The organism is Rhizobium croatiense (assembly GCF_019793465.1).
In the GTDB taxonomy this organism is placed as follows: Bacteria; Pseudomonadota; Alphaproteobacteria; order Rhizobiales; family Rhizobiaceae; genus Rhizobium; species Rhizobium croatiense.
This window is the reverse complement of the sequence record NZ_JAILYJ010000005.1, coordinates 313,746-326,267: the sequence shown is the minus strand read 5'-3', so window position 1 is coordinate 326,267 and position 12,522 is coordinate 313,746. Positions and strand designations below refer to the sequence as shown.

The 12,522-nt window shown below is 62.6% G+C and carries 9 protein-coding genes; 8 read left to right on the top strand and 1 reads right to left on the bottom strand.

What is annotated here, in order from left to right; translation table 11 throughout:
• The first annotated feature begins 21 nt into the window (after nt 1-21).
• Nucleotides 22-3,168 (top strand): efflux RND transporter permease subunit, encoded by a 3,147-nt coding sequence (locus K6M89_RS11160; RefSeq protein ID WP_222139464.1) that lies wholly within the window; start codon nt 22-24, stop codon nt 3,166-3,168.
• 271 nt (nt 3,169-3,439) lie between these two features.
• On the top strand, nt 3,440-5,350 hold the full coding sequence (locus K6M89_RS11155; protein WP_222139463.1) for a beta-N-acetylhexosaminidase: 1,911 nt from the start codon (nt 3,440-3,442) through the stop codon (nt 5,348-5,350).
• Here the strand turns inward: K6M89_RS11155 and K6M89_RS11150 are convergent.
• Nucleotides 5,347-6,264 carry an ROK family protein gene (locus K6M89_RS11150; RefSeq protein WP_222139486.1) on the bottom strand — a complete coding sequence of 306 codons (918 nt, stop codon included), beginning with the start codon at nt 6,262-6,264 and terminating at the stop codon, nt 5,347-5,349. The two genes, K6M89_RS11155 and K6M89_RS11150, sit on opposite strands and share 4 nt — an antisense overlap.
• 258 nt (nt 6,265-6,522) lie before the next feature.
• Between K6M89_RS11150 and K6M89_RS11145 the strand changes: the two genes are divergently transcribed.
• The 6 genes from K6M89_RS11145 to K6M89_RS11120 all read left to right on the top strand — a co-directional run bounded on the left by K6M89_RS11145 (nt 6,523) and on the right by K6M89_RS11120 (nt 12,502).
• Nucleotides 6,523-7,101, top strand: coding sequence for an exopolysaccharide biosynthesis protein (locus K6M89_RS11145; RefSeq protein ID WP_170964780.1), 579 nt, complete (start codon nt 6,523-6,525; stop codon nt 7,099-7,101).
• Between the two features lie 138 nt (nt 7,102-7,239).
• Nucleotides 7,240-8,193 carry a sugar-binding transcriptional regulator gene (locus K6M89_RS11140; RefSeq protein ID WP_064683127.1) on the top strand — a complete coding sequence of 318 codons (954 nt, stop codon included), beginning with the start codon at nt 7,240-7,242 and terminating at the stop codon, nt 8,191-8,193.
• A 145-nt stretch (nt 8,194-8,338) separates the two neighbouring features.
• Nucleotides 8,339-9,649 (top strand): ABC transporter substrate-binding protein, encoded by a 1,311-nt coding sequence (locus K6M89_RS11135; RefSeq protein WP_222139462.1) that lies wholly within the window; start codon nt 8,339-8,341, stop codon nt 9,647-9,649.
• A 133-nt stretch (nt 9,650-9,782) separates the two neighbouring features.
• Nucleotides 9,783-10,655, top strand: a complete 873-nt coding sequence (locus K6M89_RS11130) for a carbohydrate ABC transporter permease (RefSeq protein WP_222139461.1) — start codon at nt 9,783-9,785, stop codon at nt 10,653-10,655.
• Nucleotide 10,656: 1 nt separating this feature from the next.
• The gene (locus K6M89_RS11125; RefSeq protein ID WP_038691452.1) at nt 10,657-11,487 is read left to right on the top strand and encodes a carbohydrate ABC transporter permease; all 831 of its coding nucleotides are present in this window, start codon (nt 10,657-10,659) and stop codon (nt 11,485-11,487) included.
• A gap of 16 nt (nt 11,488-11,503) precedes the next feature.
• Nucleotides 11,504-12,502 (top strand): ABC transporter ATP-binding protein, encoded by a 999-nt coding sequence (locus K6M89_RS11120; RefSeq protein ID WP_097580480.1) that lies wholly within the window; start codon nt 11,504-11,506, stop codon nt 12,500-12,502.
• Nucleotides 12,503-12,522 lie beyond the last annotated feature (20 nt).

Below are 12,522 nucleotides of genomic sequence, written 5' to 3'. Positions count from 1 at the left end.
CGTCGCAAAGGGAAGAAAATCATGGATGCCACCACCACTGAAAAGCGGCCCTTCAACCTGTCGCGCTGGGCGATCGGCCATCCGAGCATCGCCCGCTTCCTCTTCGGCCTGATCATCATCACCGGTGTGCTCGGCCTGATGCGCATGGGCCAGCGCGAGGATCCGGAATTCACCTTCCGCGTCATGGTCGTGCAGGCGATCTGGCCGGGTGCTTCCATCCAGGAGATGGAAGACCAGGTCGTCAACAAGATCGAGCGCAAGCTGCAGGAAACCCCGCATATCGACTGGGTCAAGTCCTATACGCGGGCCGGCAGCGCGATCATCACCCTGCAGGTCAAGGGCGACACGAATTCGAAAGACGTGGCGGATGCCTTCTACCAAGTGCGCAAGAAGGTCGGCGACATCTCCAGCGAGCTGCCGCAGGGCCTGCTCGGCCCTTATTTCAACGACGAATTCGGCGATACTTTCATCACGCTGCACTCGATCAGCGGCGACGGTTATTCCTATCCGGAACTGAAGAAATTCGCGATCCAGGCGCGCGACATGCTGCTGACGACGCCGGGCGTCGAGAAGGCCGTCATCATCGGCGACCAGCCGGAGAAGATCTATATCGACGTCTCGTCCAAGGCGCTCGCCGAGCGCGGCCTGACGATCCTCGACCTGCAGAACGCCGTCAAGGGCCAGAACAACGTCGATCCGGCCGGCTCCGTCGATACCGGCCTGCGCTCGGTGCGCATCTCCGTCGAGGGCGACGTCAAGAAGGCGGCCGATATCCGCGAGCTGCGCCTTCGCGCCGGCGGCCAGGTGACGCGTCTCGGCGATATCGCCACCGTCAGTTCCGGTCTCGAGGATCCCTATCAGCGCAAGTACCGCTTCAACGGCCATGATAGCGTCCAGGTCGGCGTCGTCATGGCCAAGGGCTTCAATGTCACCGATGTCGGCAAGGGCGTGGAGACGACCTATCAGCGCTTCGAGGACGCGCTGCCTTACGGCGTCGCCGTCGACCAGATCGCCAACCAGCCCGACGTGGTGACGGATGCGATCAGCGAATTCATGCATGCGCTTGGTGAAGCCCTCGTCATCGTGCTTGTGGTCTCGTTCCTGTCGATCGGCTGGCGCTCGGGCCTCGTCATCGCCATCGCCATTCCGTTGGTGCTCGCTGCCACCTTTGCGCTGATGTACGAACTCGGCATCGACCTGCAGCGCATCTCGCTCGGCGCGCTGATCATCGCGCTCGGCCTGCTCGTCGACGATGCGATGATCGTCGTCGAGATGATGGAGCGAAAGCTGGAGGAGGGGCTGGTCAAGATCGAAGCGGCAAGTTTTGCCTATTCCTCGACCGCCTTCCCGATGCTGACCGGCACACTGATCACCACGGCCGGCTTCATTCCGGTCGGCTTCGCCGCATCGACGGCCGGCGAATATGTCAGGTCGCTGTTTTATGTCGTCGGCATCGCGCTGGTGACCTCGTGGTTCGTCGCGGTCTACTTTACCCCCTGGCTCGGCTACATGATCCTCAAGCAGCGCCATCACGCCGGCGAGCATCATGATGCGTTCGATACCGGCTTCTATCGCCGGCTGCGCGGCACCGTCGGCTGGGCGGTCCGCCACCGGGTCATCGTGCTGCTCTTGACGCTCGGCACCTTCGTCACCAGCCTCTGGGCCTTCCAGTTCATTCCGCAGAATTTCTTCCCGCAATCCTCGCGGCCGGAAATCCTCGTCGATCTCTGGCTGCCCGAGGGCAGCAGCATCAAGGAAGTCGAAGTCCAGGCAAAGGCGCTCGAAGCCAAGATGATGGATGATCCCGACAAGCGGTTCATCGCCACCTATATCGGCGAAGGCGCGCCGCGCTTCTTCCTGCCACTCGACCAGCAGCTGCGCAACCCGAACTTCGCTCAGCTCCTCGTCATGGCCAATGACGAACCGGCGCGCGAACGGCTGATCGTCAAGCTGCGGACGATCCTTGCGGAAGACTTCCCCTCGATCCGTGGCAAAGTCGACCGTCTGTTCCTCGGTCCGCCGACCGGCTGGCCGGTGCAGATGCGCGTTATGGGACCGGACCGCCAGGAAGTGCGTGAGATCGCCGACCAGGTGAAGGCGCGGTTTGAGGCCAATCCGATGCTCGGCGCCATCCATGACGACTGGCTGGAACAGGTGCCGGCGATGAAGCTGGTGATCGACCAGGACCGCGCCCGGGCACTCGGCGTCACCTCGCAGCGCGTGCGCCAAATGCTGCAGACCGCCATGTCGGGTGCTGCGCTCGACGATTTCCGCGACGGCGAGGAGACGGTCTCGATCGTCGCCCGTGAGCCGGATTCCAGCCGCTCGCTGCTGTCTGCGGTCAATTCGGTCTATGTCCCGACGGATTTCGGCGGCTTCGTGCCGGTCTCGCAGGTCGCCAAGGTCGTGCCCGTCATGGAGCAGGGCATTGAATGGCGGCGCGACAGGCTGCCGACCATCACCGTGCGTGCGACGCTGCCGGACGGCGTGCAGCCGAACGACGTGGTGATGAAGATGTATGCCGACATGCAGGACCTGCGCGACAGTCTGCCGGCCGGCTACAAGGTCGAGATCCAGGGCGGCGCCGAGGACGCGGCGGAAAGCCAGATGTCGATCGCCGCCAAGGCACCGATCATGCTGGCCGTCATCATCGTGCTGCTGATGATACAACTGCAGCATTTCGGCAAGGCGATGCTGGTGCTCGCCACCGGCCCGCTCGGCATCATCGGTGCGGCGGCCGCCTTGCTGATCAGCGGCGCGCCCTTCGGCTTCGTGGCGATCCTCGGCGTCATCGCGCTGCTCGGCATCATCATGCGCAACTCGATCATCCTGGTCGATCAGATCGACCAGGATATCAAGGCCGGCATGCACCGGCAGGAGGCGATCGTCGGTGCTGCCGTACGGCGTTTCCGGCCGATCATGCTGACGGCTCTGACCGCGGTGCTGGCGCTGATCCCGATCTCGCGCGGCGTCTTCTGGGGCCCGCTCGCCTACGCGATGATGGGCGGCATCCTGGTTGCGACAGTGCTCACGATCCTGGTTCTGCCTGCCGGCTACGCGCTTTTCTTCGGCCGAGAGCCGAAGGCAAAGAACGAGCCGGGCAGGGATGCCGACGCCATCCAGGAAGAGGCGGATGACAGACATCCGCCGGCGTTGGCAGCTGAGTGAGGACGGCGCGGCGAAAGCCGCGCCGTTTTCCTTTGCGGGGTCGTCATCCCTCTCAAAGCGCGTTTCTTGGGGCGGTTCACGGAAACGCGGACCGCCCAACCCGTTATTGCGCTGTAATTTCCGCAACCTGCGCAGGCCGTTCCGCCTTGAAATCGGGCGGCCGATTCCATTGCCGTCTCGAAAAAGCTAAGCTTGCGAAAGCATGCCGAGAGTTCCGCCGCGATCCCGGCCATGCATTCGCGCGGATCAATTCGCGGCGGGAGGCAGGACCATGGCCGATTACCATCTGGAAGCAAGCTGGAGCCCGGTCGAGGGTGGTTCCGGCCGCTTGACCTTGACGCTCTTCAATCTTTCGTCCGAACCGCTTTCCGGCTTCTCGCTTGCCTATAGATCACCGACGCGGATTGCCGACACCCATGTCTGCGACGGTGCCAGCATGCGGCGGCAGGTCGCGAATTTCCATGAATTCCTGCCGCCCGAGGGGCTGAGCATTCCCCCGGGCGGGCACTGGCGGTTCACCGTCGAGGGGCTGGCCGACGAACCGAAACATCGGACCGACGGCATCAAATCGGCCGGTTTGACGCTGGCGGACGGCCGTCGCGTTGCGGTCGGTTTCGGCGATCTCATGCTTGAAGGCGGGGACGGCGGTGTGACGCCGCCGCTGCTGCCGCCGGGTCGGGTCGAGGAACCCTTTGCGCTGCTGCCTTGGCCGCTGTCGCTCGGTCTGAAGGCGGGAGATTTGCCCTCCGTCCTCTATCCTGCCGAAAGGACCCGGCCGGAGGCGATCAAGGCACTCTCTCTGCTTCTTGCGCTTTACCAGCGGCTCTATCCTGCCGAGCCCGCGCCGTTCTCGCTTGCTGCCATCAAGGGCGGGCGGGCCATTCGTTTCGTCACCGAATCCTCGATCGCAGCCTTAGCTTACGAACTGCGTTTCACCGCGCGGGAGATCGTGCTTTCGAGCGCGGACGCAGCGGGACGGCACTATGGGCTGATCAGTCTGGCGCAACTGCTGCACGGCGCCCGCGCCGGCCACGACGTCTTCAAATTCCCGAATTTCGGGACGATCGCCGACCAGCCGCGTCATGGCTGGCGCGGCTGCCACCTCGACGTGGCGGGGCAGTTTTATCCGGTGGCTGATGTCATCCGGCTGATCGATATCCTCGCCTGGAACAAGCTCAATATCTTCCACTGGCACCTGACCGACGACGAAGCCTGGCGGCTGGAGATCAAAGCCTATCCCGAACTGACGGAAGCGAGCGCAAAGCGTGGGCCTTATGAAACGCTCATACCTGACTTCGGCGATGGGCAGGGCGCGCGCATCGGCCACTATACGCAGGACGACGTCAGGCGCATCGTTGCGCATGCCGCCTCGCTGCACATCGAGGTGGTGCCGGAAATCGACATTCCTGGCCACAGCACCGCGGCGCTCTCTGCGCTGCCCGATCTCGTCGACCGGCAGGAGCCGCCGGACAGTTACCGCTCGCCGCAGGGCTATGCCAGCAATGCTCTCAATCCGGCGGTCGAATTCACCTATGAATTCCTCGGCAAGGTGTTCGACGAGGTGGTGGCGCTGTTTCCCGGCGAATATGTCCATATCGGCGGCGACGAGGTTGCTGAGGGGGCCTGGCTTTCCTCGCCGCTCTGCAAGACATTGATAGAGCGGGAGAAGCTTGCCGGCACCGCCGCGCTGCAATCCTATTTCCTGAAGCGCATCAAGGCCATGCTGTCGCAGCGCGGCAAGAAGCTCGCCGGCTGGAACGAAGTATCGCACGGCGGCGGCGTCGATCGCGACGGCACGCTGCTGATGGCCTGGGAAAAGCCGGAGCTCGGCCTTGCGCTGGCCGAGGACGGTTACGACATGGTGATGACGCCGGGACAGACCTATTATCTCGACATGGCCCAGGCTGAGGCCTGGGACGAGCTCGGCGCCAGCTGGGCTGGTTTCACGCCGCCGGAACGCACCTATACTTATGAGGCCGAGGTCGGGCTGCCGGAGACCTTGAGGGACAAGATACGCGGCATCCAGGCCTGCATCTGGAGCGGCAATGTCGGCTCGCGCGCCACGTTCAACCGGCTGGTCTTTCCGCGTCTTCCGGCAATCGCCGAAGCGGCGTGGACGCCTCTGACGCGCAAGGACTGGGATCGGTTTGCAGCGATCGTGCGGATGTGGCCGGTACTTTAAAGAGCGGCTGCCTCGGCCTTCAGTCCCAGCAGTGCGGCGCCGATCAGTCCGGGTTCGATGCGGCATTGGCTGCGCACAACCAGCGGGCGGTCGAACTTGCGCAGGATGCGGGCGCGCACGGCGTGGTCGAGTTCGGCAAGCAGGGGTTCGACATTGGACAGGCCGCCGCCGACCGGCACGATGGTCGCGCCGGTGATGTTGATCGTCAGCGCAAGGGGCGAGGCGACGAGATCGACATAGACGTCGATGGTCCGTGTCGCCTTCTCCTCGCCTTGCTGCCATTGACCGATGATCTCTTCGCTGGAAAGATCGAGATCGTGCAGCGTCTTGTGCAGACGCTCCAGGCCGCGGGCGCCGCCGACGGTATCGACGCAGCCTTTCTGGCCGCAGCCGCAGGCATAGGCGGGAATGGCGACAGGCGGATTGCCGGCTGCAGACGCGATGATCGGGCCATGACCCCACTCGCCGGCAAAGCCGCCGGCTTCATTGACGAGGCGCCCGTCGGCGACCAATCCGCCGCCGACGCCGGTGCCGAGGATGGCGCCGAAGACGATGCGGTGGCCGCGGCCGGCGCCCAGGCCGGCTTCGGCGATGGCGAAGCAGTCGGCGTCGTTGGCGATCAGTGCCGGCAGACCGAGTTCAGCTTCGAGATCGGCCGCCAGCGTGCGGCCATGGATGCAGGGAATGTTGGCGCAGATCAGCCGCTGCGTATCGGGATCGACGACGCCGGCGATGGACAGCGCGACACGGCTCGGCGCTTCGCCGGTTTCGGCGATGATAGCGCGCAGGGTGTCGACGAAAGCGGCGAAATCATCCTTCGGCGTCGGACGGCGGCCGAGCGGCACGATGTCTGTCTCGGAGCGGGCGATGCCGCCCTTGATTGCGGAGCCGCCGATGTCGAACGAAATTATCATTGTCACTCTGCCGCTTTCCTGGTCTGGGCCGTCTGCTCGCACTGTTGGCGGGGAATTACAAGCCTTCATTCCCTCCTCGGGTTCAGGGTTGTGCCGTAATTCTGACCGCATAAGTCATTCAATTGGCATATTGCGCGGCCAAAATCGGATTCCGCACTTCCATCATCCACCGGTATCATGACAATCGAAAACGCCGATTCCAACAAACGCCGAAGACCACGCCCGCCACGGCCCAAAGGCCGCCGCCTCTCATCCATCCTGCGGCAGTTGGCCGCCGACCGCAGCCGGGAGCGGATTTCGATCGGTGATCTGTTCCAGACGATGGGCGACAGGGCGATCAGCGCGCTGATGCTGATCTTCGCGCTGCCGAACGCGTTTCCCACACCGCCCGGCACCTCCGCCCTGCTCGGTGCGCCTTTGGTATTTCTGGCGGCGCAGCTGACCTTCGGGTTAAAACCCTGGCTGCCCAAGGCGATCGCCGACCGTTCGGTGCTGCGGGAGGATTTCGAGAGCGTTGTCGTCCGCATCCATCGCTGGCTCGCCTGGGCCGAACGCATGCTGAAGCCGAGGCTTGCCATCTTCGCCGAGCCGCCGGCAGAGTATTTCGCCGGTCTCGCATGCTTGCTGCTGTCGATCGTTCTGGTGCTGCCGGTTCCGCTCGGCAATATCCTGCCGGCGATCACGATCTCGGTCTTCGCTTTCGGCATCATGGGCCGCGACGGGCTCTTCGCGCTCATCGGCTTCATCATGACCGCCGTGTCGCTCGTCATTGCCGGCGGCGTGATTTACGGCCTCGCAAAGGCGGGGGTCTATCTCGTGATGCAATGGTTTGCCTGAATAGCAGCGGTTATTCGGGCAAGGCTTCTGTCAACAGGCTCGACATTTTCAGGAATTTTGTTTTGATCTGTCGCGGTACAGACTCGAAATCATCTCCGGCGGGCGGCAAGCCGGCTCACTTTGCGTGGTAGGCATCATATGGCAAAAAGATCCGAGACCCCTGCACGGCTCGACGATGCGGCGCGTGCCGGCTGGCTTTATTACGTCGCCGGGCGCACGCAGGACGAAATCGCCGCCTCGATGGGGATCTCGCGGCAGTCGGCGCAGCGGCTGGTTTCGCTCGCGGTCGCCGAACGTCTGATCAAGGTGCGGCTCGATCATCCGATCGCCGCCTGTCTTGAACTCGGCAGTCAGCTGCGGCGGAAATTCGGACTGAAACATGTGGAGGTGGTGCCGAGCGATCCGGGCTCCTCGTCGACCACCATCGGCATCGCCGAGGCGGCGGCGGCCGAGATCGAGCGCTGGCTGAAGCGGGCGGAGCCGATCGTGCTTGCGGTCGGCACCGGCCGTACGCTGAAGGCGGCCGTGGACCAGCTTCCGGCCATCGAATGTCCCAATCACCGCATCGTCTCGCTGACCGGCAATATCGCGCCGGACGGATCGGCGGCCTATTACAACGTCATCTTCAGCATGGCGGATGCGGTGAAGGCGCGGCACTATCCGATGCCGCTGCCGGTTCTCGTCACCTCGGCCGAGGAGCGGGAACTGCTGCACGGCCAGCAGCTTGTGCGTTCGACGCTCGACATGAGCGCACAGGCCGACGTCACCTTCGTCGGCATCGGTGAACTCGGCATCGACGGGCCGCTCTGCGTCGACGGTTTTCTCGAGAAGGACGAGATGATGGAGCTGATGCGCGGGGGTGCGGTCGGCGAGATCTGCGGGTGGATTTTCGATGTTGACGGCCGGCTGCTCGACAACCCGATCAACGAGCGTGTCGCGTCCGCACCGATCCCGTCCCGCGAGGCATCGATGGTCATCGGGCTCGCCAAGGGCAAACGTAAATTCAAGGCGATCAAGGCTGCCGTCGTCGGCCATCAGATCAATGGATTGATCACCGACGAAGAGACTGCTGAGTTTTTGCTCAAGAATTGAGCAAAAAATTCTTCTTCTGAATCAATTAGATAGGTAGGCTGTTCGGCATTGCAGCAACGATTGCCGATTGACATTTTTTGCTGCGTGGTGAGTAATTGCTCATGAGCAAAGCGAATGCTCACATCTCGTCTTCTGGGAGGAAGATATGACATTGAGAACTTTCCTGCTGGGCGCCTGCTCGGCATTGGCGTTTGCCGGCATGGCTTCGGCCGAAACGCTGACAATCGCGACCGTCAACAACGGCGATATGATCCGGATGCAGAAGCTGACGGATGACTTCAAGACGAAGAATCCCGGCATTGACCTTGAATGGGTCACCCTCGAAGAAAACGTGCTGCGCCAGAAGGTTACGACCGACATCGCGACCAAGGGCGGCCAGTACGACGTTCTGACGATCGGCACTTATGAAGTTCCGATCTGGGCAAAACAGGGCTGGCTGCTGCCGCTCGACAATCTCGGCGCCAATTACGACGTCGACGACCTGCTGCCGGCAATCCGCAGCGGCCTGACCACGGATGGCAAGCTCTATGCGGCGCCGTTTTACGGCGAAAGCTCGATGGTCATGTACCGCAAGGACCTGTTCGACGCCGCTGGCCTGAAGATGCCGGATGCCCCGACCTGGGACTTCGTGGCGGAGGCTGCCCGCAAGATCACCAACAAGGACAAGGAAATCTACGGTATCTGCCTGCGCGGCAAGGCCGGCTGGGGCGAGAACATGGCGTTTCTGACGGCCATGTCCAACTCCTTCGGCGCGCGCTGGTTCGATGAAAGCTGGAAACCGCAGTTCGACCAGCCGGAGTGGAAGGAAACTTTGGACTTCTACGTCAAGCTGATGAAGGACGCCGGCCCTCCGGGTGCTTCTTCCAATGGCTTCAACGAGAACCTGGCGCTCTTCCAGACCGGCAAGTGCGGCATGTGGATCGACGCAACGGTCGCCGCTTCCTTCGTCAGCAACCCGAAGGAGTCCACCGTTGCCGACAAGGTCGGCTTCGCGCTCGCCCCGGACAAGGGCCTCGGCAAGCGCGGCAGCTGGCTCTGGGCCTGGAACCTCGCCATCCCGGCAGGCTCGCAGAAGATCGAAGCTGCCGAGAAGTTCGTCGCCTGGGCAACGAGCAAGGATTACACCAACCTGGTGGCTGAAAAGGAAGGCTGGCTGAACGCACCTCCCGGCACCCGCACCTCGCTCTATGCGAGCGCGGATTACCAGAAGGCCGCTCCCTTCGCCAAGATGACCCTCGACTCGATCAACTCGGCCGATCCGACCAAGCCGACCGTCAAGCCGGTCCCCTATGTCGGCGTCCAGTTCGTGGCGATCCCGGAATTCCAGGGTATCGGCACGGCGGTGGGGCAGCAGTTCTCGGCAGCCCTTGCCGGCCAGATTTCGGTCGATCAGGCGTTGAAGAGCGCACAGCAGCTGGCAACCCGGGAAATGACCAAAGCCGGCTACATCAAGTAAACCTCCTGAGAAGGCGGATCCTTGACAATCCGCCCCTCTGGGCCGCCGATCGCCCGAACCGCATCGGCGGCCGTTTTTCCAGACAAAGCTTTCCTGCGGCCGCTCCCCGCTTCAGACCAGATCGGTGATTGCCATGGCAACCTTGCACACTCGCTCTTCCGCGCGCCTGATGATCGCGCCCTCCGTGCTGCTCCTCTTTGCGTGGATGATCGTTCCGCTTGCGATGACGATCTATTTCTCGACGCTGAACTACAATCTGCTCAGCCCCGGCATGGAGAGCTTCGTCGGCTTTCTGAACTATGAATATTTCCTGTCCGATCCGGCCTTCTTCGCCGCGCTGATCAATACGCTGCTGCTCGTCGCCGGCGTGCTTGTGATTACCGTCATCGGCGGCATCGCCTTCGCGCTGCTGCTCGACCAGCCGATGTACGGCCAGGGCATCGTGCGCATCCTTGTCATTGCTCCGTTCTTCGTCATGCCGACGGTCGCTGCGTTGGTCTGGAAGAACATGTTCATGAACCCGGTCAACGGCCTCTTTGCGCATCTTGCCAAGGCGCTCGGCCTGCAGCCAATCGACTGGCTGGCGAATGCGCCGCTGTTTTCCGTCGTTCTCATCGTCGCTTGGCAATGGCTGCCCTTTGCCACCCTCATCCTGCTGACGGCGTTGCAATCGCTCGACGAGGAGCAGAAGGAGGCGGCCGAGATGGACGGCGCCGGGGCGATCTCGAAATTCATCTATATCATCCTGCCGCACATGGCCCGCGCCATCACCGTGGTGATCCTGATCCAGACGATCTTCCTGCTTTCGGTTTTTGCCGAAATCCTCGTCACCACCAATGGCGGGCCGGGCACCGACAGCACTAACCTGACCTATCTCGTCTATGCGCAGGCGCTCTTGCAGTTCGATATCGGCGGCGCGTCGGCGGGCGGCATCGTCGCGGTCGTGCTTGCCAATATCGTCGCGATCTTCCTCGTCCGCCTCGTCGGCAAGAATCTGGAGGCTTGAGATGGCCAGAAAAGTCACAACGCAGCGCAAGGTCATCGTCACCGCGATTGCCTGGACGCTCGGCATCCTGATCTTCTTCCCGATCCTCTGGACCTTCCTGACGAGCTTCAAGTCGGAAGCCGACGCCATCGCCTCGCCGCCGCAGTTTCTGTTCTTCCACTGGACGACGGAGAACTATGCGGAGGTGCAGAGCCGGTCGAACTATCTCGGCCACTTCATGAATTCGGTGGTCATTTCCTTCGGCTCGACGCTGATCGGCCTGATCATCGCAATCCCGGCCGCCTGGGCGATGGCGTTTTCGCCGACCAAGCGGACCAAGGACGTGCTGATGTGGATGCTGTCGACCAAGATGATGCCGCCGGTCGGCGCGCTGATCCCGATCTATCTGATGTTCCGCAATTCCGGCCTGCTCGACACCCGCACCGGGCTGGTGATCATACTGACGCTGATCAACCTGCCGATCATCGTCTGGATGCTCTACACCTATTTCAAGGAAATCCCCGGCGAGATCCTCGAAGCGGCGCGCATGGACGGAGCGTCACTGATGAAGGAGATCATCTACGTGCTGACGCCGATGGCGGTGCCCGGCATCGCCTCGACGCTGCTTCTGAACATCATCCTTGCCTGGAACGAGGCGTTCTGGACGCTCAACCTCACTGCCTCCAAGGCGGCGCCGCTGACGGCCTTCATCGCCTCCTATTCCAGCCCGGAAGGCCTGTTCTACGCCAAACTCTCGGCGGCTTCGACCATGGCGATCGCGCCGATCCTGATCCTCGGCTGGTTCAGCCAGAAACAACTCGTCCGCGGCCTGACCTTCGGCGCAGTGAAATAAGAAAAGGGAGACAAACATGGGCAGTATTACCCTTCAGAAGGTTTCCAAGGTCTTCGGCGAAGCCAAGGTCATCCCTTCGATCGATCTCGACATCAAGGACGGCGAATTCGTCGTCTTCGTCGGCCCGTCGGGCTGCGGCAAGTCCACGCTGCTGAGGCTGATCGCCGGTCTCGAGGACGTTTCCGGCGGCAAGATCGTCATCGACGGCAGGGACGCCACCGAAAAGGCGCCGTCGGAACGCGGCCTTGCCATGGTGTTTCAGTCCTACGCGCTCTATCCGCATATGAGCGTGCGCAACAACATCGCCTTCCCGCTGAAGATGGCGGGCGTCGACAAGGCTGAGATCGACCGCAAGGTGACCGATGCCGCCCGCGTGCTTAATCTCACCGATTATCTGGAGCGCAAGCCGCGTCAGCTTTCCGGCGGCCAGCGCCAGCGCGTGGCGATCGGCCGCGCCATCGTGCGCCAGCCTTCGGCCTTCCTGTTCGACGAGCCGCTGTCGAACCTCGACGCCGCACTGCGCGTCAACATGCGCCTCGAAATCAGCGAACTGCATCAGCAGTTGAAGACGACGATGGTCTACGTTACCCACGACCAGGTCGAGGCCATGACCATGGCCGACAAGATCGTCGTCTTGAACCGGGGCAATATAGAGCAGGTCGGCTCACCGCTCGAACTTTACAGCCGCCCGCGCAACCTTTTCGTCGCCGGCTTCATCGGCTCGCCGAAGATGAATTTCATCAAGGGCCAGAACGCCGCCCAGCTCGGCGCTCACACGATCGGCATCCGTCCCGAACATATGCTGTTGTCGATGGAGAGCGGTGACTGGAAGGGCAGGGTGGTGGTCGCCGAGCATCTCGGCTCCGACACCTTCCTGCATATCGATGCCGACGGCATCGGCATGGTGACGGCGCGCGGCAGCGGCGATTTTGCCGCCAAGGCGGGCGATACGGTCTACCTGACGCCGGACCGTTCGCGCATTCACAAATTCAACGAGGGCGGCCTTGCCATCTGAGGCAGGCGGCCGGCTGGGGG